Annotated in this window: 22 protein-coding genes; 8 read left to right on the forward strand and 14 right to left on the reverse strand. The window is 71.3% G+C overall.

Features of this window, described 5'->3' with window-relative positions:
• Nucleotides 1-54: 54 nt before the first annotated feature.
• From N1031_RS04425 to N1031_RS04460, 8 genes are all read left to right on the forward strand, one after another.
• Complete coding sequence (locus N1031_RS04425) at nt 55-978, forward strand: carbohydrate ABC transporter permease (RefSeq protein ID WP_259478376.1); 924 nt, start codon at nt 55-57, stop codon at nt 976-978.
• On the forward strand, nt 975-1,835 hold the full coding sequence (locus N1031_RS04430; RefSeq protein ID WP_259478377.1) for a carbohydrate ABC transporter permease: 861 nt from the start codon (nt 975-977) through the stop codon (nt 1,833-1,835). Before N1031_RS04425 ends, N1031_RS04430 begins: the two co-directional genes overlap by 4 nt.
• Complete coding sequence (locus N1031_RS04435) at nt 1,832-3,220, forward strand: GH1 family beta-glucosidase (protein ID WP_259478378.1); 1,389 nt, start codon at nt 1,832-1,834, stop codon at nt 3,218-3,220. Before N1031_RS04430 ends, N1031_RS04435 begins: the two co-directional genes overlap by 4 nt.
• A complete protein-coding gene (locus N1031_RS04440; protein WP_259478379.1) occupies nt 3,217-5,814 on the forward strand; it encodes a glycoside hydrolase family 2 protein in 2,598 nt (865 codons plus the stop codon). The genes N1031_RS04435 and N1031_RS04440 overlap by 4 nt, the downstream gene beginning before the upstream one ends.
• Nucleotides 5,815-5,878: 64 nt before the next feature.
• Nucleotides 5,879-6,769, forward strand: coding sequence for an aldo/keto reductase (locus tag N1031_RS04445; protein WP_259478380.1), 891 nt, complete (start codon nt 5,879-5,881; stop codon nt 6,767-6,769).
• A 319-nt stretch (nt 6,770-7,088) separates the two neighbouring features.
• Entirely contained in the window at nt 7,089-7,589 is a 501-nt protein-coding gene (locus tag N1031_RS04450) for a fluoride efflux transporter FluC (RefSeq protein WP_259478381.1), read from the forward strand.
• Nucleotides 7,586-7,969, forward strand: a complete 384-nt coding sequence (gene crcB, locus N1031_RS04455; RefSeq protein WP_259478382.1) for a fluoride efflux transporter CrcB — start codon at nt 7,586-7,588, stop codon at nt 7,967-7,969. Before N1031_RS04450 ends, crcB begins: the two co-directional genes overlap by 4 nt.
• Nucleotides 7,970-7,984: 15 nt before the next feature.
• The gene (locus N1031_RS04460) at nt 7,985-8,728 is read left to right on the forward strand and encodes a PDDEXK nuclease domain-containing protein (protein WP_259478517.1); all 744 of its coding nucleotides are present in this window, start codon (nt 7,985-7,987) and stop codon (nt 8,726-8,728) included.
• On the opposite strand, the gene N1031_RS04465 is transcribed toward N1031_RS04460, so the two are convergent.
• The 14 genes from N1031_RS04465 to N1031_RS04530 form a co-directional block, all read right to left on the reverse strand.
• On the reverse strand, nt 8,722-9,273 hold the full coding sequence (locus N1031_RS04465; protein ID WP_259478383.1) for a PIN domain-containing protein: 552 nt from the start codon (nt 9,271-9,273) through the stop codon (nt 8,722-8,724). The two genes, N1031_RS04460 and N1031_RS04465, sit on opposite strands and share 7 nt — an antisense overlap.
• Entirely contained in the window at nt 9,270-9,797 is a 528-nt protein-coding gene (locus N1031_RS04470; RefSeq protein WP_259478384.1) for a helix-turn-helix domain-containing protein, read from the reverse strand. The genes N1031_RS04465 and N1031_RS04470 overlap by 4 nt, the downstream gene beginning before the upstream one ends.
• A 62-nt stretch (nt 9,798-9,859) precedes the next feature.
• Nucleotides 9,860-11,248: an MFS transporter gene (locus N1031_RS04475; RefSeq protein WP_259478385.1), complete on the reverse strand. Its 1,389-nt coding sequence runs from the start codon at nt 11,246-11,248 to the stop codon at nt 9,860-9,862.
• Between the two features lie 105 nt (nt 11,249-11,353).
• Nucleotides 11,354-12,334 carry an ABC transporter substrate-binding protein gene (locus tag N1031_RS04480; RefSeq protein WP_259478386.1) on the reverse strand — a complete coding sequence of 327 codons (981 nt, stop codon included), beginning with the start codon at nt 12,332-12,334 and terminating at the stop codon, nt 11,354-11,356.
• A 119-nt stretch (nt 12,335-12,453) separates the two neighbouring features.
• Complete coding sequence (locus N1031_RS04485; protein ID WP_259478387.1) at nt 12,454-13,563, reverse strand: M20 family metallopeptidase; 1,110 nt, start codon at nt 13,561-13,563, stop codon at nt 12,454-12,456.
• Nucleotides 13,560-14,432, reverse strand: a complete 873-nt coding sequence (locus tag N1031_RS04490) for an urease accessory protein UreD (protein WP_259478388.1) — start codon at nt 14,430-14,432, stop codon at nt 13,560-13,562. Before N1031_RS04490 ends, N1031_RS04485 begins: the two co-directional genes overlap by 4 nt.
• Nucleotides 14,429-15,871, reverse strand: coding sequence for an amidase (locus tag N1031_RS04495; protein ID WP_259478389.1), 1,443 nt, complete (start codon nt 15,869-15,871; stop codon nt 14,429-14,431). The genes N1031_RS04490 and N1031_RS04495 overlap by 4 nt, the downstream gene beginning before the upstream one ends.
• Nucleotides 15,871-16,530, reverse strand: coding sequence for an urease accessory protein UreG (ureG, locus tag N1031_RS04500; protein ID WP_259478390.1), 660 nt, complete (start codon nt 16,528-16,530; stop codon nt 15,871-15,873). Before ureG ends, N1031_RS04495 begins: the two co-directional genes overlap by 1 nt.
• Nucleotides 16,527-18,233: an urease subunit alpha gene (ureC, locus tag N1031_RS04505; protein ID WP_259478391.1), complete on the reverse strand. Its 1,707-nt coding sequence runs from the start codon at nt 18,231-18,233 to the stop codon at nt 16,527-16,529. The genes ureG and ureC overlap by 4 nt, the downstream gene beginning before the upstream one ends.
• Complete coding sequence (gene ureB / locus N1031_RS04510) at nt 18,230-18,982, reverse strand: urease subunit beta (RefSeq protein WP_259478392.1); 753 nt, start codon at nt 18,980-18,982, stop codon at nt 18,230-18,232. The genes ureC and ureB overlap by 4 nt, the downstream gene beginning before the upstream one ends.
• 25 nt (nt 18,983-19,007) lie before the next feature.
• Complete coding sequence (locus N1031_RS04515; protein WP_259478393.1) at nt 19,008-19,691, reverse strand: urease accessory protein UreF; 684 nt, start codon at nt 19,689-19,691, stop codon at nt 19,008-19,010.
• On the reverse strand, nt 19,688-20,131 hold the full coding sequence (locus N1031_RS04520) for an urease accessory protein UreE (RefSeq protein ID WP_259478394.1): 444 nt from the start codon (nt 20,129-20,131) through the stop codon (nt 19,688-19,690). Before N1031_RS04520 ends, N1031_RS04515 begins: the two co-directional genes overlap by 4 nt.
• A gap of 10 nt (nt 20,132-20,141) precedes the next feature.
• Entirely contained in the window at nt 20,142-20,474 is a 333-nt protein-coding gene (locus N1031_RS04525; RefSeq protein WP_259478395.1) for a RedY/HapK family protein, read from the reverse strand.
• A complete protein-coding gene (locus N1031_RS04530; protein WP_259478396.1) occupies nt 20,471-21,223 on the reverse strand; it encodes a glutamine amidotransferase in 753 nt (250 codons plus the stop codon). Before N1031_RS04530 ends, N1031_RS04525 begins: the two co-directional genes overlap by 4 nt.
• Between the last annotated feature and the right edge of the window lie 34 nt (nt 21,224-21,257).

Raw genomic sequence — 21,257 nt, forward strand, 5'->3', positions numbered from 1 at the left:
CCGGTGGGGCGGACCGGAGCCGGTCCGCCCCACCCCCGTTCGAGGAGGAACGAGATGACCGCACTCCCGCAGCTCGCCGAGCCGCCACGGAGACGACGACGCAGCATCGGCCGCCGCCGGGGCATGCTCGGCCTCGTGCTCAGCCTGCCCGCCTTCGGGCTGCTCGGGCTGTTCTTCATCTGGCCGCTCATCCGCACCGTCTTCATGTCGCTGCACGACTGGCCGCTGCTCGGGGTGCCCGAGTTCATCGGCTTCGGCAACTACGTGAAGGCCTTCAGCGACGACCAGTTCCTGCGCGCCGTGGGGTTCACCTTCTTCTACACCCTGGTGATGACCCCGATCCTGCTCGTGCTGGCGTTCGCGCTGGCCTTCCTCGTGCGTCGCGGAACCCGCGCGCACCGGTTCTTCCAGACCATCTACTTCCTCCCCGTCGTGATCGGGCTCGCGGCCGGCAGCTACATCTGGCTGTTCATGTGGCAGTCCGACATCGGTCCCACCACGCAGCTGCTCGGCTCGGTGGGTCTGGTCGACCCCACCAAGAACTACTTCGCCGACTTCTGGACGGCCTTCGCGATCGTGGTGGGCATGGTGACGTGGAAGGTCGTCGGCCTCCAGATGCTGCTCGTGCTGGCCGGCATCCAGGCCATCCCCGACGAGGTGAACGAGGCCGCCCGCATCGACGGCGCCAGTGCCTGGCAGAGCTTCTGGTACATCACCGTGCCGCTGCTGCGCCCCACGCTGGCGCTGGTGCTCGTGTTCTCGGTGGCCGGGTCGCTGCTGGCGTTCGACCAGTTCTACATCATGACCACGGGCGGCCCCGCCGGCTCCACCCTCACCGCCGTCTACGAGATCTACCGCAACGGCTTCGTGAAGTTCGACGTGGGCTACGCGTCGGCCCTCTCCATCCTGCTCATGGTCGTGCTGGGCCTCGTCAGCGCCGGCCAGATGCTCCTGCTCAGGAACTCGGACAACTCATGACCCGCACAGAATCCCGCCCCTCGCCGGCGACCGCCGCCTTCTCGGGCGTCGACCCCGACACCATCCCGCGCGGCCGCCCGCGCATCCTGCCCACCGCCGCGTGGTGGGTGGTGGCGGTCTGCCTCGCCGTGCTCTTCCTCTACCCGATCTGGGTGATGGTCTCCAACGTCGACGTCGCCGACCTGCTGAAGCTCACCGACGCCAGCCGCGGGCTCAGCATCTTCCAGAGCCTCGGCAACTCGGCCTTCGTGTCGATCACGGCCACCCTGGTCACCCTCGTCGCGAGCACCTTCGCGGGTTACGCCTTCGCGAAACTGCCCTACCGGGGCAGCACGGTGGCCTTCTTCGTCATCCTCGTCACCTTCATGGTGCCGTTCCAGGCGGTCATCACCCCGCTCTACATCGTGCTGCGTGACATCGGCCTGCAGAACAACCTCGTGGGTGTCGCCCTGGTGATCGCCACCTTCAACCTGCCGCTCAGCACCTTCCTCATGCGCAACTCCTTCGCGGCCATCCCCTCGTCGCTCGAGGAGGCGGCACAGATCGACGGCGCCGGGCCGTTCACCGCCATGTGGCGCATCATGCTGCCCGTGGCCGTGCCCGGGCTGGTGTCGGCGACCCTGCTGTCGTTCTTCGCGGCCTGGAACGACTTCTTCGCCGCCCTCATCCTCATCACCGACCAGAAGCTCTACACGCTGCCGGTGAGCATCGGCATCCTCTCCACCGACAACCAGTTCGGCGTCGACTTCGGCCTCATGCAGACCGGGGTGCTGATCACGGTCATCCCCTGCGTGATCATCTACCTGGTGCTGCAGCGCTACTACGTGGCGGGCCTGCTGGGAGGTGCCCTCAAGTGAGACTGCCCCGTTCGCTGCTGCTCGGCTCCGCCACCGCCGCCTACCAGATCGAGGGGTCGGTGGCCGCGGATGGGCGTGGCCCGTCGATCTGGGACACCTTCAGCCACACCCCGGGTCGCGTCGCGCACGGCGACACCGGCGACGTGGCCGACGACCATTACCGCCGGCTCGACGCCGATCTCGACCTCATGGCCTCGCTCGGGCTCGAGGCGTACCGCTTCTCGATCGCGTGGCCGCGCATCCGGCCCACCGGCTCGGGCGCGGTGGAGCAGCGCGGGCTCGACTTCTACTCGCGCCTCATCGACGGGCTGCTGGCCCGCGGCATCAAGCCGGTGGCCACGCTCTACCACTGGGACCTGCCGCAGGGCCTCGAGGATGCGGGCGGCTGGCTCTCGCGGGCGACGGCGGAGCGCTTCGCCGAGTACGCTGCGATCGCGGGTGCTGCTCTCGGAGACCGGGTGCACCAGTGGACGACCCTCAACGAGCCGTGGTGCTCGGCCTACCTCGGATACGGATCGGGCGCGCACGCCCCCGGCATCACGGGGCGCGAGTCGTCGCTCAGGGCGGTGCACCACCTCAACCTCGCGCACGGTCTCGGGGTGCAGGCGCTGCGCTCGGTGGTGACGCCGTCGGCGGCGGTGTCGGTGACCCACAACCTGCACGTGGCCAGGCCAGAGGGCCCGACCGGGGAGGCCGCGGTGCGGGCGGTGCTCGCCCTGGCGAACGAGGTGTTCCTCGGGCCGCAGCTCGACGGCGAGTATCCGGCGTCGGTGATCGAGACGACGGCCGGGGTCACCGACTGGGGGTTCGTCGCCGAGGGCGACCTGGCGCACATCCGGCAGCCCGTCGACGTGCTGGGCGTCAACTACTACGCCACCAGCAGGGTGCGCCTGTGGGACGGTTCGGGCGAGCGGCAGACGGCCGACGGGCACGCGCCCTCCGACGAGGGCACGACCTGGCCGGGCGCGGAGCACGTGGAGTTCCTGCCGCAGCCCGGGCCGCACACCGCGATGGGCTGGAACATCGACCCCGACGGGCTCTACGACCTCGTCATGAGCCTGCACCGCCGCTACCCCGCGCTGCCGCTGGCGATCACCGAGAACGGCGCCGCCTTCGACGACCGGGTCGCGGACGGCGAGGTCGACGACCCCGAGCGGATCGACTACCTCCGTCGCCACCTCGCCGCGCTCGCCCGGGCCGTCGGCGACGGCGCCGACGTGCGCGGCTACTACCAGTGGTCGCTGCTCGACAACTTCGAGTGGGCCTACGGCTACTCCAAGCGCTTCGGCATCGTGCGGGTCGACTACGACACCCTCGAACGCCTCCCCAAGGCCAGCGCCCGCTGGTACGCCGACCTCATCAGAACGAGAGAACTCGACGCATGACCGTCTCCACCAGGCTCCTCCACGACGGCTGGTCGTTCACCGCGGAGGGCGCCTCGGTGCCCGCCACCGTGCGCGCCGCGGCCCTGGCGCCGGGCGCGATCCCCGCGACCGTGCCGGGCAGCGCCACCACCGACCTGCTCGCCGCCGGGCTCATCGACGACCCCTACCTCGACGACAACGAGCGGTTGCAGGGGTGGATCGGGGTGACCGACTTCTGCTACCGCACGGTGTTCTCGGTGGACGCAGGTGCGCTCGGGCGGGAGCACCCCGAGCACCCTGAGCGCCAACAGCAGCACGAGCTCGTCTTCGAGGGGCTCGACACGGTCGCCGAGGTGAGTCTGAACGGGGTGGAGCTCGCGAGTGTGCGCAACATGCACCGCACGTATCGCCTCGACGTGGGCGCGCAGCTGCGCGAGGGGCCGAACGAGCTCGTCGTGGCGTTCCGGTCTCCGGTGAAGGCCGCCGACGAGGCGAGCCTCGCGCTCGGGTACCGCCCTCACACGAACCACCACCCCTACAACGCGATCCGCAAGATGGCGTGCGGCTTCGGGTGGGACTGGGGCATCGACACGTCGACCAGCGGCATCTGGCGGCCGGTGCGGCTGGAGAGCTGGAGCGGGGCGCGGCTGGGTGCCGTGCGGGTGGCCGGCACGGTGGTCGAGGGGGTGCCGACCGCGGTCGCGGTGGTGGAGGTGCGGGGGAGCGGTGCGGCCGGTGGCTCGGGCGCGCTCGGCGCCGGGCTCGAGGTCGAATTCGAGGTCGCCGGGCGGGCGGTGACGGCGGCCGTGGAGACGGAGGCCGGGGCGGGCGAGGTGCGGCTCGAACTCGCGATTCCGGATGCGCGGCTGTGGTGGCCGCGCGGGCACGGCGAAGCGGTGCTGCACGACTCGGCGGTGGTGCTGCGGGAGGCGGGGCCTGCGACCGGCGAGCCCCGTGCATGCGAGTCGCCCCGCGCATCCGTGCCGCTCGACCGGGTGGAGCGCCGCATCGGCTTCCGCTCGGCCGAGTTCGTGGCGGAGCCCGCCGAGACGGGCGGAGCGGTCGAGCTGCGGGTGAACGGGCGGCCGATCGAGGTGCGGGGTGCCAACTGGATTCCCGACGACGCCTTCCCCCACCGCGTCGACCGCGCGCGCCTCGCCGACCGGCTGGGGCATGCCGAGTACGCCGGCATCAACCTGCTCCGCGTGTGGGGCGGCGGTGTCTACGAGTCCGACGACTTCTACGGGCTCTGCGACGAGCGCGGCATCCTCACCTGGCAGGACTTCCTGCTCGCCTGCGCCGCCTACGCCGAGGAGGAGCCGCTGCGCTCCGAGTTCGAGGCCGAGGCGCGCGACGCCCTCATCCGCCTGGGCTCGCATCCGTCGCTCGTCGTGATGAACGGCAACAACGAGAACATCTGGGGCCGGCAGGACTGGGGCTGGGAGGCGCCGCTCGACGGGCGCACCTGGGGAGCCGGCTACTACTACGAGCTCTTCCCGGCGCTCGTGGCCGAGCTCGCCCCGCACATCCCGTACACCCCGGGCAGCCCTTTCAGCCCCGACCGCGACGCGCACCAGAACGCGGAGTCGACCGGCACGATGCACATCTGGGACCTCTGGAACGAGCGCGACTACCCGCACTACCGCGACTACCGGCCCCGCTTCGTGTCGGAGTTCGGGTGGCAGGGGCCGCCGACCTGGTCGACCCTCGTGGAGTCGGTGCACGACGACCCGCTCACCCCCGAGTCGCCCGGCATGCAGGTGCACCAGAAGGCGCTGAAGGGCAACGACAAGCTCACCGCGGGGCTGGTGGCGCACCTGCCGCTGCCCGACGACATGGCCGACTGGCACTGGGCGATGTCGCTCAACCAGGCGGTGGCGGTGCGCACGGCGATCGAGTGGTTCCGCTCGCTGGCGCCGCACTGCACGGGTTCGATCGTGTGGCAGCTCAACGACTGCTGGCCGGTCACCTCGTGGGCGGCGCTCGACGGGGCCGGCCGCCGCAAGCCGCTGCTGCACGCGCTGAGGCAGGCGCACGCCGAGCGGATGCTCACGGTGCAGCCGCGCGACGTCGGAGGGCTCGAGGTGGTGGCGCTGAACGACACGGGCGAGGCGTGGGCGGGCGAGCTGGTGGCGGAGCGGGTGGGCTTCGACGGGGCGGTCCTGGCACGGGAGACGGTGCGGGCCGAGGCGGATGCGCGGGGTGCGAGCCGGTGGACGCTGCCCGTGGCGGTGGCCACGGTCGGCGATGCCACCGGCGAGCTGCTCGTCGTGCGGCTCGGTGACGCGGTCGCGCATCACTTCTTCGCCGAGGCACGCGAGTCGGCGCTCGTCGATCCGGCGCTGCAGATCGACGCCGTGCCGGCGGCCGGCGGCGAGGGCGGCGCGGGCGGCGCGTGGACGGTCACCGTGACCGCGGGGGCCCTCGCTCGCGACGTCACCCTGCTGGTCGACCGGGTCGCCGCCGACGCCCACGTCGACGGCGGGCTCGTGACGCTGCTGCCGGGCGAGAGCGCGGTGTTCGCGGTGCGCGGGGCGGTCGGGGTGGAGGCCGGCGCGTTCGCGCATCCGGGTGTCGTGCGCACGGCCAACGACCTCGTGGCGGGGCGCCGCTGAGGAGACGCTGAGGGGCACTGGCAGTGCCTCTCGGGGTGGAGGCGGGAGGCGTAGCGTTCAGCACATGAGCACTCCCGTCTTCACCCTGAACAACGGCGTCGAGATCCCGGTCATCGGGCTCGGCGTCTACCAGAGCGCGCCCGAGGAGACCGCGGCCGCGGTCGACACCGCGCTCCGCACCGGCTACCGCCACATCGACACCGCGGCCGCCTACCGCAACGAGCGCGAGGTGGGGGAGGGCATCCGTCGTTCGGGCGTCGACCGCTCCGAGATCTTCGTCGAGACCAAGGTGTGGGTGAGCGACTACGGCTACGACCAGACGCTGCACGCCTTCGGGAAGGCCACCGGCAAGCTCGGCTTCGACACGCTCGACCTGCTCATCCTGCACCAGCCCGCGCCCGCCCGTTTCGAGCAGACCATCGCGGCCTACAAGGCGCTCGAGACCCTGCTCGACGAGGGGCGCGTGCGCTCCATCGGTGTGAGCAACTTCACGCCCGCGCAGCTCGACCGGTTCCTCGGCGAGGTGTCGGTGGTGCCCGCGGTCAACCAGGTCGAGCTGCACCCCTATTTCGTGCAGCCCGCGCTGCAGGCGGCGGATGCGGAGCACGGCATCCTCACGCAGGCCTGGTCGCCGATCGGCGGCATCACCTTCTACCCCGGCTGGGGAGACGACCGGCGCAGCGTTCTCGACGACGAGACCATCGGGGCGATCGCCGCCGCGCACGGCAAGTCGGCGGCGCAGGTGATGCTGCGGTGGCACCTCCAGCAGGGCCGCTCGGCCATCCCCAAGTCGACCAACCCGGTGCGCATCGCCCAGAACTTCGACGTCTTCGACTTCGAGCTCTCCGCCGCCGAGCTCGCCTCCATCGACGCCCTCGACACCGGCCGCCGCGGCGGCCCCGACCCCGAGGTCGACCGCCCCGCCTTCTACGACTTCGTCATCGACGAGGCCTGACCGCGCCGCGCCCGAACGCGAGGGATTGTCGCAAACCCCTGTTCGCGATATCCTCTCCCCTGCAACCCGCATTAGCGGGGAGAAGTGGACTCGGCAGCCTTCCGGACGGTGGGTGAGCCGAGTCTCGCGTTTAACCGCGGTATCTGGTCGCGCCGCCGATGAGCGGCTCGACCAGTTTGCTCCACTCCCCACCCTTGACGGCCGCCCAAGCGACGGCATCAGGAATCCAGAGCAGGGGCTCGGTGGAGGCGCGAGCGTGACTGTAGCTCACGACCTCCCGGAGTCCTCGCCGATCGAACTCGCGGGCTAGCCTGGGGTGGTGAGCAGACCGGGCCGGCAGACGTCGCGGGGTGGGGCGCGGGCGCTGCATGTGCGGCCGGGGCTCATCGCGCTGGTCGCGGCCGGCGGGGTCGTGGGCACGGCCTTGCGCGAGGCGGTGGTGCTGCTGATCGGGCCGACGGGCGACTTTCCGCTCGCGATCTTCCTCATCAACGTCGTGGGCGCGTTCGTGCTCGGCGCGTTGCTGGTGGCGCTCGCCGGCCTCGGCGACGACACGGGCCGGCGTCGCCTCGTGCGCCTCGGCGTCGGTACAGGGGTGCTTGGCGGGTTCACCACGTACTCCGCGCTCAGCACCGACACAGCACACCTCCTGTCGGGCGGGGGTGCCGGCGTCGGTGTCGCACTCGTCTACGGCCTCCTCACGGTGCTCGTCGGCGGCGCCGCCAGCTGGCTCGGGATGTTCGTGGGCGGCTACGCAGACCGTCGCCTGCGCGCACGGGTACCCGTCGATCCCGACGAGATGCCGGAGGCCGGCCGGTGACCGCGCTGGTGTTCGTGGCGCTCTCCCTCGCGGGCGGACTCGGCGCCGCCCTGCGGTTCGTGGTCGACGGCGTGGTCAAGGCGCGCATCCGCTCGTCGTTCCCCGTGGGCGTGATGCTCATCAACCTCTCGGGATCGCTGCTGCTCGGCTTCTTCACCGGCCTCGCACTCGGCGCGGTGCTCTCGCCGGAGTGGCTGCTCATCGTCGGCACCGGCTTCCTCGGCGGCTACACCACCTTCAGCACCGCCAGCTTCGAGACCGTCCGCCTCCTCCAGACGGGCCGCCTCACCGCCGGCCTCCTCAACGGCCTCGGCATGCTCGCCGCCACCGTCTCCCTCTCCTACCTCGGCCTCTGGCTCGGCACCCTCCTCGCCGGGTAAAGACAGCAGCACGTACTGAACTCTCGTCAGTCCGCACAGCGTCGCGTCAACACGGAATTGATCGCGCTGTACTGGCGGATAGGCGGGGTGATCGATGCTCGCCAATCATCGGGAGGGTGGGGCAGCAAGGTCATCGCACGGCTTGCCGGAGATCTGCGGACGGCGTTCCCGGAGATGAAGGGGTTCTCACCCAGGAACCTCACCTACATGAGAACGTTCGCCGCGGCGTGGCCGAACTCAATTGCGCAACACGCTGTTGCGCAATTGCCGTGGCTGTACGTGCTCGACTTCCTCGCCATGACCGGCGCCGCGAAGGAGCGCGAACTCGAACAGGCGCTGGTCGACCGCATCATCCACACGCTACGCGAGCTGGGCGACGGCTATGCGTTCGTGGGTAAGCAGGTGCACTTCGAGGTCGACGGCGACGACTTCTTCGTCGATCTGCTGTTCTTCCACGTCGAGCAGCTCCGCTACATCGTCGTCGAACTGAAGTCGGGCAAGTTCTCGCCCGAACACCTCGGGCAACTGGGGTTCTACGTAGCGCTTGTCGATGACAAGCTCCGCCGCCCACAGCATGCCGAGACCGTGGGCCTGCTGCTCGTCTCAGACAAGAACGATGCCGTCGTCCGCTACTCCCTCGGCGCGCACGCGACTCCGATCGGTGTCGCCGGCTACGAAATGCTGCCCCCCGCGATCCGCGGAGCCCTCCCCTCGGAGGGGCGCCTACTCGCAGCCCTGGCGCAGTCGGTCGCTCAGTAGAGCTTCTCCCGGGCCGCTTCCACGAAACGCGGCACGCCGGCGCGGGTGAGCGCGAGCAGGAGGTCGTCGACGGTCATCGCCGGCGAGTCGTACCCGTCGACGAGTTCGACCAAGGCGCGGAGTGTGGGCGCGTGGTAGAGGTCGAGCTGATCCAGCAGGAACTCGTCGGGGTGGACGACTTCGAGATCGAACGGCTCGACGGATGCGGCCGGGAAGTCCTTCGTATTGAAGGTCACGAGCACTTCGGCACCGCCCCGGACAGCGGCTGCGAGGACGTGCCGATCCTTGTGGTCGTTCGTCATCGTGGGCACCAGGTCGTCATAGCCACTGACCATCGCATCGGCGAAGTAGCGCTCCATGGTGCCGACACGTCTCTCGACGAGCTTCGGGTCTTCGCCGTTCTTCACGAGATTCTTCGCCAGCTCGAACAGGATGTCCCTCGACCACAACGGCCGGAACAAACCGCGGTCGGCCAACTCGAGGATGAAGTCATTCAGCAGCGCCCCGTAGAGAACGTTGGTGTCGAAGAAAGCGGGAAAGCTCACTCAGCGTCGAACTCCTCGAGACGCTTCACGACGGCCGGATTGCCCACCTGCACCTTCGCTCCGAGGCTGTCACGCTGCAACTCCCTCAGCGCAGCGCGGCGCTCGGCGCGGAAGCTCGACTGATAGGCGACCAGATCCTCCAATCGGACACGGCGGTGACGGCCGGGTTTGTCGTACGCGATGTCACCGGCCTCCAGAAGGCGCACCAGCGTCGGACGGCTGATGCCGAGGAAGTCCGCGGCCTGCTGAGTCGTCATGGTCATGCCCTGCGGCACGATCGTGATGCCCTGGCCCGCGGCGAGCGCATTCGTCACCTGGTCGAGGATGCGGAAGATCTCATCAGGGATCGGGCGGGCCGCACCCTGGGGGTCGACCAGCGCGGCCTTGGACGAGTTCTTCGTGAGAAAGAGCTCGAGCTCACGCATCAACTCGGCGAAGTCGAGAATCTCCTCGCGCGCCTCGGCCTCGGGGAGGTAAGTCTGTGCCTTTCGGGCACCGCGCTGCGCATCGATCGGCGTGCTCATGACGCTAGTCTAGCCAGGCAAAACGAAAAAATCGAACACGCCAGCGGCGCTGACGCCGCGGGTCACGCCGCCTTCGCGCGCACCGGCAGTATGAGCAGCAGCCCCACGAGCAGCACCAGCACGATGCCCAGGATGCCCCAGTACTGCGCGTTCGCCCCAGGCCCCAGCACGGCGACGCCGATGCCGATGAACAGCGTGAACATCGCCGGCGACAGGAAGGTGGCCGCCTTGCCGGTGGTGGCGTACAGCCCGAAGATCTCGCCGTCGCGGCCGGCCGGGATGCGGCGGGCGAGGAACGAGCGGCTGGCGGCCTGGGCGGGCCCCACGAAGGCGCAGAGGGCGAGCCCGAAGATCCAGAACACGGTCTGCCCGGCGTCGTGCAAGAAGAACACGGCGGTGCCGCACACCACGAGCCCGACGAGCGACCCCACGATGACGGGCTTGGCTCCGAAGCGGTCGTCGAGCAGCCCCACGAGGATGGTGGACGCCCCCGCCACCACGTTGGCGGCGATGGCGAACACGATCACCTGCCCCGACGAGAACCCGAACGACCCGGCCGCCAGCACCCCGCCGAAGGTGAACACCCCGGTGAGTCCGTCGCGGAACACGGCGCTCGCGATGAGGAAGTACACCGTCTGCCGGCTCTCGCGGAACAGCGCCCGCACGTCGCGGAACAGCACCCCGTACGAGGCGAAGAACCCCACCCGGCCCCCACGAGCATCCGCCCCCGCCCCCGCGGGCGACGAGTACTCGGGCACCGCGAGCAGCACCGGCAGCGCGAACAACCCGAACCACACCGCCGACGCCAGCACCGTCACCCGCACGGGCAGCCCGTCGGTGGACGGCACCCCGAACAGCGCGGTGCCGCCGATGGGCTCGATGAACCCGAAGTACACGATGAGCAGCAGCACGATGCCCCCGACGTACCCCATCCCCCATCCGAACCCCGACACCTTGCCGATGGTCTTCGGCGTGGAGACCTGCACGATCATGGCGTTGTAGTTCACGCTCGCGAACTCGAAGAACACGGTTCCGGCCGCGAGCAGGAAGAGTCCGAGCCAGAGGTAGCCGGGGTCGGGCGCCACGAAGAACATGAGCGCGCTGAGCGCCACCACGATGTAGGTGTTGACCGCCAGCCAGAGCTTGCGCCGCCCGCGCCGGTCGGAACGCTGCCCGGTCACCGGCGCCAGCAGGGCCACGAGCACGCCCGCGATCGTCATCGCGATGCCGAGCTGCGCCGACACAGCGGTCTCCCCGCCGAACGAGTCGCTGGTGAGGTAGACGGTGAAGACGAAGGTGGTGATGACCGCGTTGAAGGAGGCGGAGCCCCAGTCCCAGAGGCCCCACGCGAGCACGTGCGACCGCTTGGGAGCGAGCCCGTCGGATGCGGCGGCTGCGGCTTCGAGGCTGGTCGCCGCCGGGAGCGTCGGGGCGGTGGATCCGTCGGTCATGTGCACACAGTAGACCCCGCGTGTGAACTTCCCGGTGAACGGCGACGAGGCGCCCCCGGATGCTCGGGGACGCCTCGTGCGAGGGGCGGTGCGGTGCGCCGCGGGTCAGCAGCTGCCGTTGCGGGCCAGGTACTCCTCGAGCCCTGCGGCGTCCTCGGTGGTGAGGATCTGCAGCGGGATGGAGATGGTCGCCTCGGTGGCCTCGCCGTCCAGGGCCGCGAGCGCCTGCTGCACGCCCTGGTAGCCTTCGCCGTACGGGTCCTGCGCGATGAGCGCCTGCACCGAGCCGGCGTTCAGCGCATCGACCTCGGTCTCGGCGGCGTCGTAGGCGACGACCTTGACGGTGCCGACCGCTCCGGCCTCCTCGAGACCGGTGACGGCGCCGATGGCGTTGACGTCGTTGGCCACGAAGATGCCCGCGAGGTCGGGGTCGCTGGCCAGGGCCGCGGTCACGAAGCCGGCGGCGGCGGTCACGTCGTTGAGGGCGTACTCCTCGCCGATGAACTCGATGTCGGGGTAGTTCTCCTCGAGCTCCTGCTTGAAGCCGTCGACGCGCACGTACTGGGCGTCGGTTCCGGGGGGCGAGCTGATGGCCATGACCTTGCCCGAGCCGCCGATCTGCTCGGCGAGGGCCTGGGCGGCGAGGCGGCCGCCCTCGGTGTCGTCGGAGGCGATGCGCGAGACCGACACGCTGTCGTCGGTGATCTTCTGGTCGAGCTCGACGATGGGGGTGCCCGCGTCCTTGATGGACTGGAGACGCTCGGTGAGGGCGTCGACGTCGGTGGGCACCACGAGCAGCGCGTCGGGGTTCTGGGCGGCGACGGTGTCGAGCACGGGCAGCTGGGTGGCGGCGCCCCAGGTGTCGGGGGCGGCGACCGTGAGGGTGGCGCCGAACTCGTCGGCGGCGGCCTGGGCGCCGCAGGCCATGGCCTCGTAGAAGGGGCTGCCCTTGGTGCCGGGCACGAGGGTGATGGCGGCGGCACCGTCGGTGGCGGCGGGGGAGTCGCCACCGGCCGAGCAGCCGACCAGGGTGAAGGCGAGGGCGACGACGGCGCCACCGCCTAGGAGGGTGGATTTCAGGTTCACGGGGTTGGGCCTCTCTCGGGAATCGCCTCGGTTCCGGCGACAGGAATGTAATCGATTACAAACACCATAGCAACGCTCTGTTTCGCTCATGTTTCGAGTTGCCGCGATTTTCGGGCCGCTCAGGATGCGCGGTCGGGCCCCGCGCATCCGCCCCACCCGAGCGCGGTGAGAGTGAACAGGCGAGCCGCCTCGTGCGCGGCCTCGACCGGCACGGACTCGTCGACGGTGTGCACCGTCGCGGGGTCGCCCGGGCCCCACACCACGATCGGCACCCCGGGCCCGAGCGCGTCGATGAGCACCGAGGCGTCGGTGAAGTACGAGGCCGGCCGGCCGGAGACGGCGGCGGGCAGCGAGGCGACGAACGGATGCTCGTCGCCGGTCCACACGGCGGCCAGCGACAGATCGGTGGAGACCTCGTCGATGCCCTCCAGCTGCCGCCACCACTCCACCAGCTCGCGTGCGTCGTCCACCGTGCGCAGGTCGATCGTGGCCGAGGCCCGGTCGGGCACGATGTTCGTGGCCGAGCCGCCGCGTATCGTCCCCACGTTCACCGACTCGGGGCCGAGCCTCGGGTGCGAGCGCAAGGGGAGTTCGCCGAGTCGCGCCAGTGCCGCGGCCAGCCGCAGCACGGCGTTGACCCCGCGCTCCGGCGTGCTGCCGTGCGCGGCGAGCCCCCGGCTGGAGACGGTGAGCCACGTCGCGCCGCGATGGCCGAGCACCACGTCGTTGCCGGTCGATTCCGGGATGACGACCGCGCCCACGCGGTGCGGTGCGAGCAGGCGGGCGAGAGCCGGGGCGCCGAGGCACCCGACCTCCTCGCCGGTGGTCACGCCGATCGCCACGGGCGACCCGTGCCGCCACGCCTCCCGCGCCGCGAGCAGCGACGCGGCCAGGCCGGACTTCATGTCCGAAGCGCCGCGTCCGAACAGCCTGCCGTCGTGCACCTCCGCGGCGAACGGCGGATGCACCCAGGCGGCGTGGTCGGCCACCGGCACCACGTCGACGTGGCCGGCGAAGAGCAGCAGCGGCGACGCATTCGAGGCGTCGGCTGCGGTCGCGAGCAGGGCGGCGGGCCGGCCGGCCTCGTTCTCGATCCGCACCCTGGCGCCGCGCTCCCGCAGCCATCCGGCCACCCACTCGAGCGCGAGCACCTCACCGTCGGTGCCGGAGGTGCTGTCCCGCATCACCAGCTGCCGGGTGAGATCGATCACCTCGCCGGTCGCGCTCACGACGCCTCATCTGCGGATTCCGACGCGACGGACTCCTTCTCGGCCACCTTCGCCGGGGAGGAAGCCCGCAGCACCTCGAGGGCGGCGTCGATCGCCCGTCGCAGATGCCGCCCGTCGGCCGCCACCACCCGCACCGCGACACCCGCGCCGAACGGCAGCTCGCTCGCGGCACCGTACGCACTGTGGTCGCCGAACGACCCGGCCCACTCCTGCCAGCCCTTGCCGGCGGCGCTGCCCGCGAGACCGGCGGCCACGATCAGGCCGAACGCCCGCATCCCGCTCGGAAGCTGCCCGGTGTGCACGCGCATCCGCTCGACCGCCCGCCGCTCGCCGTCGCACTCGACGACGGTCTCCGACCGGTAGTGCGCCATGCCGCCGTCGACGGGCTCCAGCACGACCGACTCCACCGACACCGCCACCCCGTCGCCGAGCACCGAGACGGTGCTCTCCTGCGCGAAGTCGGCCTCGTCGAAGAGCACGCGCGGCTCGGCGAGGTTCTCGATCCATGCACCGGGCGCCGCCTCGATCCGCAGGTACTCGCCCGAGCCGCGCCCACCGAGGGCCCGGTGCACCGAGATCGCGCCCTGACCGAGCACGAGCGCGTGCGCATCCTGCCGCGCGACGAGCCGTTGGGCGAGCCGGTCGCCGGTGATGATGCCGCCGCTGCCGGACTGCACGATCACCCGGGCGGGGTCGCCGCCCTCGCGGTGGAACACCCGGCCGACCGAATAGGGCCAGGTGTAGTCGCGCCGGGAGAGCGCGGTGCGTCCCTGGCGGGCGGCGAACTCGAGTTCGAGCCGCCCCGCGATCACCAGGCCGTCCGGGCCGTCCGGGGCGTGCCGGCCGTCCACGCCGTCACCCCCGCTCACGGCGCCAGCGGCGGCCGGCGCATCCGCCACGGCCGCGCCCGCTCGAGAGCCCCCGCGGCCGCGTAGAGCACCCGCTCCCGCCGCGGTGTGGTCGCGAGCTGCAACCCCACGGGCAGCCCGCCGGGGGTGAACCCCGCCGGCACCGACAGCGCGGGCTGGGCCAGCGCGTTGAACGGATAGGTGAACAACCACTTCAGCAGGCTCGAGGCGGGACCGCCTTCGAGCCATGACGGAACGGTCTGACTGTGGGGAAAGGCCGCCGATGCGAGCGTCGGCGAGGCCAGCACGTCGAATGACGACATGAACCGCGCGTACTCCGCCCACAGCCCCGCGAGCCGCCCCCTGGCCCGTTCGACCTCCGAGCTGCGCAGCACCCGTGCCTCGTCCATCAGTTCGAGCAGGTCGTCGGGCAGGTCGCCGTAGCGCTCCTGCTCGGCGTCGAGCAGTGGCAGCGCTCCGGCGGCGGAGGGCACCCAGATGCCGGTCCACATCACCGCGGCGAAGTCGTCCGGCCACTCCGGAGAGGCCTCGATCACGATCGCGCCCGCCGACTCCAGCGCCCGCACCGCCCCCTCGCACGCCTCGAGCACGGAGGGGTCGACCCGCTCCCCGGTGCCGAGCGAGGGCGACCAGGCGATCCGCATCCCTCGCACCCCCTCGCCGACGGCCGAACGGTAGCCGCCCGCGGGTGCGGGCACGCTCAGCGGGTCGGCCGGGTCGTCGCCGGCCACCACGTCGAGCATGAGGGCGTTGTCGTCGACGGTGCGCGTGAGGCAGCCGTGGAACACGTTCGTGCCGGTGAGCGAGGGCACGATGGTCTGCGGAATCACCCCGAACCCGGGCTTCATGCCCACGAGTCCGCAGAGCGAGGCCGGGATGCGCACCGAGCCGGCGCCGTCACCGCCCTCCGCGATCGGTCCGAACCCCGCGGCCACGGCGGCGGCCGATCCCCCGCTCGACCCGCCCGGCGTGAGCCCGGCTCCCCACGGGTTCTCGGTCTGGCCGTAGAGCGGGCTCCTGGTGCCGGCGGTGTAGCCCACGGGTGGTGCGTTGGTGTGACCGAGGAACAGACCTCCCGCTTCGCGCAGCCGTCGCACCACCACGGCGTCGTGCTCGACCACGGCGTGCAGCTGCGTGCGCAGCCCGCCCCGGGTCTGCGGTAGCCCCGCCACGTCGGTGAGGCCCTTCACACTGAACGGCACGCCGTGCAGGGGGCCGCGCACCTGCCCCGCGGCGGCCTCGGTGGCCAGCGCGCGGGCCTCGGCGAGCACCTGCTCGGGTTCGAAGGCGATGTAGGCGTTGATCTGAGGGTCGAGCCGCTCGATGCGCGCGACCGTCTCCTCGGCGACGTCGACCGGGTCGAACCCGCCCGCGGCGTAGCCCGCGGTGAGCTCGGTGGCGGAGAGCCACGCGAACCGGTCGGTGTCGCCGGCCGTCATCAGAACAGCACCTCGTCGACGAGCATCCTGGCCACCGCGTCGACCCCGCTGTTCGAGCGGCAGTCGGTCGCGAGCACGGCCCGGCCGCCGCGCACCTCGGAGGCCTCGGCGAGCATGAGCTCGAGGTCGACGCCCACGTAGGGGGCGAGGTCGGTCTTGTTCACGATGAGCAGGTCGGAGCGGATGACGCCCGGGCCGCGCTTGCGCGGGATGTCGCCGCCCCCGGCCACGTCGATGACGAACAGCCAGTAGTCGACGAGGTCGTCGGAGAAGGTGGAGGCGAGGTTGTCGCCGCCCGACTCGATGAGGATGACGTCGGTGCCGGGGAACAGTGCCTCGAGCTCGTCGGCCGCCTCGATGTTGAGGGTGGGGTCTTCGCGGATGACGGTGTGCGGGCAGGCCCCCGCCTCCACGGCGAGCACCCGTGCCGGGTCGATCACGCCCGAGCGGCGGATGCGCTCGGCGTCTTCGGCGGTGACGAGGTCGTTGGTGATGACCGAGGCGGTCTTGCCGAGTGCGGCCAGCGCGGGCACGAGGCGCTCGACCAGGGCGGTCTTGCCCGAGCCGACGGGGCCGCCGATGCCGATGCGGGCCGTAGCGACCGCGCCACCCGACGTCGAGGCGGCCGAGGCGGCCGGAGAGGGGGTGAGAGTGGTCATCGCAGCAGATACCTCCGGGAGAGTGGGACTGACAGGGCGGGCACGGTCTCGAGCACGGCGCCGTCGACGGTGACCTGGAAGGTGCGCGGGTCGACGTGCACCTCGGGCAGGGCGTCGTTGCGCACCATGTGGGCTTTGGTGAGGTGGCGCGTCGAGGTGATGGGCAGGATGGGCTTGGCCAGCCCGAGCCGGTCCACCGCGCCCGAGTCCACGGCGAGCTGCGACACGAACACCGCGCTCACCAGGGGGCTCGCCTTGCCGAGCGCCCCCCACATCCGGCGCTGCACCACGGGCTCCGAGAGCGGGATGCTGCCGTTGGCGTCACCCATCGCCGCCCACACCACCATCCCGGCCTTCAGCACGTGGGAGGGCTTCACCCCGAAGGAGGCGCGTGGCCAGATGACGAGGTCGGCGAGCTTGCCCGGCTCGATCGAGCCGACGTGCTGGTCGATGCCGACCGCGATGGCGGGGTTGATGGTGAGCTTGGCCACGTAGCGCTTGATGCGCTCGTTGTCGGCGCCGGGCCGGGTCTCCTCGGCCAGCGCCCCGTGCCGGTCCTTCATCACGCTGGCCAGCTGCCAGCACTTCGCCACGTTCTCGGCGAGCCGGCCCATGCCCTGCGTGTCGGTGCCGAAGAGCGAGATGGCGCCGATGTCGTGCAGGTAGTCCTCGGCGGCCATGGTCTGGGGCCGGATGCGCGACTCGGCGAACGCGACGTCCTCCGGCGCGCTGGGGTTGAGGTTGTGCCCGATCATCGCCATCGGCACGCCCTCCTCGAGCGCGGCCGGGGTGAACGGGTTCGTGGGGTTGGTGGAGGAGGGGATGACGTTGGGGTACGACACCACCCGCAGAAGGTCGGGGGCGTGCCCGCCGCCCGCACCCTCCACGTGGTACATGTGGATGGTGCGCCCGGCGACCGCGGCCATGGTGTCCTCGGCGAAGCCGAACTCGTTGATGGAGTCGGTGTGCAGGTGCACGGCGAAGTCGTTGCGGTCGGCGGCCACGAGCGATCCGTCGATCACCGCGGGCGAGGCCCCGAAGTCCTCGTGCACCTTCACCGCCATCGCCCCGCCCGCCACGGCCTGCTCCACCGCGTGCGGGTCGGAGCCGCCGCGGGCGAGCAGCGCGAAGTTCACGGGGGAGTCCTCGGCGCCCTGCAGGAAGCGGCCCATCACGTGGGCGCTGCCCGAGCCCACCTCGAACACCGGCCCGGGCGACGAGCCGATGAGCGTGGTGGTGCCGCCGGCGAGGGCGTGCTCGGTCTGCTCGGGCGACTGGATGTGCGCGTGGCACTCCACCGCGCCGGCGGTCACGATGATGTCGTGGCCGTTGATGGGGGTGGTGCTCTGCCCGACGATGAGCCGCGGGTCGACGCCGGGCATGGTGGCGGGGTTGCCGGCCTTGCCCACGCCCACGATGCGGCCGTCCTTGATGCCGATGTCGCCCTTCACGATGCCGAGCACCGCGTCGATGACCGTGGCGTTCTGGATGACGACGTCGAGCGCGCCGTCGGCCGCCGTCGCGTTCGCGGCGATGCCCTCGCCGTCGCGGAGGGACTTGCCGGCGCCGATGAGCAGTTCCCAGCCGGGGCGCGCGTAGTCGTGCTCGATCTCGGCGACGAGCGAGGTGTCGCCGAGCCGGATGCGGTCGCCCGCGGTGGGGCCGTAGACGCGGGCGTAGTGGTCGGGGGTCATGCCCTTCATCGGGTCTCCTCGCTCTCGGCGGCGGCAGCGGCGGCTGCGGCGTTGTCGGCCGCGGAGTCGGCCGACGCGGCCGCGAGATAGCCCCGCTCCCGGGCCGCGGCGAACGCGCGCTCCCGCACCTCCGAGTCGTCGAGCGCCCCGTTCACGAGGCCCGCCTGCCCCAGCACCACCCGCTCCCCGCCGATCGGCGTGAGCAGCACCCGCTTCGGGATGCCCGGTTCGAAGCGCTGCCCCTGCCCCGCGGGCACCGCCAGCCGCATCCCGTAGGCCTGTTCGCGGTCGAAGTCGAGGGCTCGGTTGACCTCGAAGAAGTGGGTGAGGCTGCGCACCTGCACGTCGCGGTCGCCGCGGTTGACCACCTCGAGCTCCAGCAGCGAGGCGTCGTCGAACATCTCGCGCGCCTCGCCGGGCGTGATCACCTCGCCGGGGCGGAACTCGTCGCGGCCCGGGGGCACCGGGTCGTAGACCGCGAGCAGCTTGGTGCCCTCGGCCATCGGCAGCTCGATCATGACGAGCGGGATCATCGACGCCACACCCTCTTGCAGCTGCTCGGGCGTGAGCATGCGCGACACCCGGTCGCGGATCTCGGCGAACGGCACATCTTGCCGGGCGAGCAGCATCGCCTCGTCAGTGAGGTAGGCCACGGCCTCGGGATGCGACAGCAGGATGCCGAGCCGGAGGTTGCGCCGGGCGAACTCGGCGGCGGTGAAGATGGTGAGCCGGTCGAGCTCGGTGGGGGAGAGGTTCACGGTGTCGTCCTCGGAGCGGGGGTGGTCAAGAGGCGAAGAGCTTGAGCTCGGCGAGCGAGTGGCGCTCGAGCGCGATGTCGGTGACGGGGGTGAAGGCGTGCGGCACCGCGTCGGCGGCGACCGGATGCGCGAGCAGCGGCTCCACCAGGCGGCGGGCCTCGAGCAGGGCGGTCTGCGCGGCGCGGTGCCCCACCACGCCGAGCCGCACGGCGCTCGAGGCCTGGCCCGAGAGCAGGGCCCAGCAGGCCACGGCCTCGGAGTCGGCGAGCGAGACGCCCTGCTCGGCGTGCACGAGTCCCTGCGCCACGGCCAGGTGCCCGCATCCGGTGGTCGAACGGGCCAGATCGCGGTAGCGGGCGGCGGCGAGCGAGCCGAGCCTGGCCCAGGTGCCGAGGAGGCCGATGCCCGCCCGGCGCGAGGCCGAGCGGGCACGCTCGCCCGGAGTGGTGATCTCGGTCTCGCGGTCGAGCGCGAGCCGTGCGTCGTCGGAACGCGGAGTGTCCAGGCCGAGGGCGTGGCTCCGCACGAGAACCACACGGTCGAAGGTGTTCCAGCGCAGCGCGACCGAGTCGGTCAGGAAGCGGGTCAGCGTGTCCGCATCCGTCACGAAGCCGTCGGCCACGAGCGTCTCGAGGCCCGACGAGAACGAGGTCGCACCCGACGCGAACGCCGGGTCGGCTTGCAGCAGCGCCCCGAGGGAGCTGGTCACCCCACGACCTCGATGGCGCCCGACTCGAGCCACGAGGCGATGCGCACCTCGTACTCCTCGCGCGGGGCGTCGAGCAGCACGGTCATGGTGTCGCCCTCCATGCGCACCCGCCAGTGGAGGTGGCCTGCGTGCCAGCCGAGCTGGATGGCCCCCTCGAGCCCGGTGGGGCGGAGCAGGAGCGTCTCGCCCTCCTCCGCCTCCACCACCACGGCGCGGTCGGCCTCGAACAGCAGCACCGAGCCGTCGCGAAGCTCTTGATCGCGCGGCAGCGCGATGCCGTACTCGAGCCCGTCGGAACCGGTGGCCTTGAACCGGCGGCGGCCGAGCTCCTTCGTGGGCACCACGAGGGTCACCACCCGGCCGGCGTGCTCCAGCTCGTGCAGGCGGTCGTGGACGGCCTCGTCGGAGTGGTGGCCGACGATCGCGTGGAAGGTCTCCATCGGGCGCCTCCTATCCGGCCGACGCGGGGAGTCCGGCGAGGTCCTCCAGGTAGCCGATCGACCATGACGAGAGTCTGTCACGCCAGGCTGCGGCCAGCACCCCGCCCTCGCCCTCGGCGTTGTCGCGCTCGAACCGGGCGAAGTCGGTGACCTCGATCACCTCGCAGCCGTCCCAGGCCACGCCCTCCGCATCCATCGACCCGGTCACGGCGAAGTCGAGGAACGACACCACCGAGGGCATCGACTCCATCACGCCGCGTACGTAGGAGAGCGACCAGTCGCGGTAGCTCTCGATCGTGTCGCCCTCCTTCAGGGCGAAGTAGGTGACGACGAAGCGCCTCACTCGCCGGCCGTCCAGCCCACCAGCTGCGACCAGAACGGGCCGTAGGAGGCCCAGGCCATGAACTCGGGGCTGCCCCAGTGCGGCGAGCAGTCCGAGGCGAACGCGGCCACGCGGCCCTCGCCGTAGGAGCCCGTGACGATGAAGGGGTCGGTGCCGACCGTGGCGATGGTCTCGGCGCCCGCCTTGGCGACGAAGCGGTTGTAGCCGAGGAAGTACGGCCACTCGCCCTCGATGCCGGCGAAGATCGCGTGGTCGGCGGCGGTCGTGGTGGGCACCACGCCCTCGGGCGACTCGACGCGGTCGTCGTGCACGAGCAGCTCCACCGGCAGCACCTCGGCCAGCGGGGTGAGCGAGTAGCGGCCGCGGCCCTCGAAGCCCGAGAACGACATGTAGCCGCCCACCATGAGCAGGCCGCCGCCCGCGCGCACGAAGTCGCCGATGACGGCGAGGCGGTTCGGGCGACGCTCGCCCTTGACGAACACGGCGTTCGGCAGCAGGAAGGAGTCGGCGGGCACGTCGCTCAGGATGATGGTGTCGTACTTGGCGCTGAGCTCGGCGGCGTCGTAGGGGAAGTGCTCCACCACGATGTGGTTCGGCATGTAGTCGACCTGGTGACCGGCCTCCTTGAGCACCCGGATGAGGTCGTCGGCACCCTCCTCGTAGCCCGAGGTGGTGTAGGCGGCGAGGCCTTTGGTGTGCTGGGCGAAGGTGTTCCAGCTCTCGCCGACGACGAGGACACGACTGTTCATGGGGATTCGTTTCTTTCTGTTGTGGATCTGGTGG

Origin of the sequence: Herbiconiux moechotypicola (assembly GCF_024979255.1) — a bacterium.
In the GTDB taxonomy this organism is placed as follows: domain Bacteria; phylum Actinomycetota; class Actinomycetes; order Actinomycetales; family Microbacteriaceae; genus Herbiconiux; species Herbiconiux moechotypicola.

What these genes read in the sequence shown, in the direction of transcription:
- N1031_RS04425 (WP_259478376.1), top strand. Translation starts at nt 55, where the DNA reads ATGACCGCACTCCCGCAGCTCGCCGAGCCGCCACGGAGACGACGACGC.
- N1031_RS04430 (WP_259478377.1), top strand. Translation starts at nt 975, where the DNA reads ATGACCCGCACAGAATCCCGCCCCTCGCCGGCGACCGCCGCCTTCTCG.
- N1031_RS04440 (WP_259478379.1), top strand. Translation starts at nt 3,217, where the DNA reads ATGACCGTCTCCACCAGGCTCCTCCACGACGGCTGGTCGTTCACCGCG.
- N1031_RS04445 (WP_259478380.1), top strand. Translation starts at nt 5,879, where the DNA reads ATGAGCACTCCCGTCTTCACCCTGAACAACGGCGTCGAGATCCCGGTC.
- N1031_RS04470 (WP_259478384.1), bottom strand. Translation starts at nt 9,797, where the DNA reads ATGAGCACGCCGATCGATGCGCAGCGCGGTGCCCGAAAGGCACAGACT.
- N1031_RS04475 (WP_259478385.1), bottom strand. Translation starts at nt 11,248, where the DNA reads ATGACCGACGGATCCACCGCCCCGACGCTCCCGGCGGCGACCAGCCTC.
- N1031_RS04495 (WP_259478389.1), bottom strand. Translation starts at nt 15,871, where the DNA reads ATGACGGCCGGCGACACCGACCGGTTCGCGTGGCTCTCCGCCACCGAG.
- ureG (WP_259478390.1), bottom strand. Translation starts at nt 16,530, where the DNA reads ATGACCACTCTCACCCCCTCTCCGGCCGCCTCGGCCGCCTCGACGTCG.
- ureC (WP_259478391.1), bottom strand. Translation starts at nt 18,233, where the DNA reads ATGAAGGGCATGACCCCCGACCACTACGCCCGCGTCTACGGCCCCACC.
- N1031_RS04520 (WP_259478394.1), bottom strand. Translation starts at nt 20,131, where the DNA reads ATGGAGACCTTCCACGCGATCGTCGGCCACCACTCCGACGAGGCCGTC.
- N1031_RS04530 (WP_259478396.1), bottom strand. Translation starts at nt 21,223, where the DNA reads ATGAACAGTCGTGTCCTCGTCGTCGGCGAGAGCTGGAACACCTTCGCC.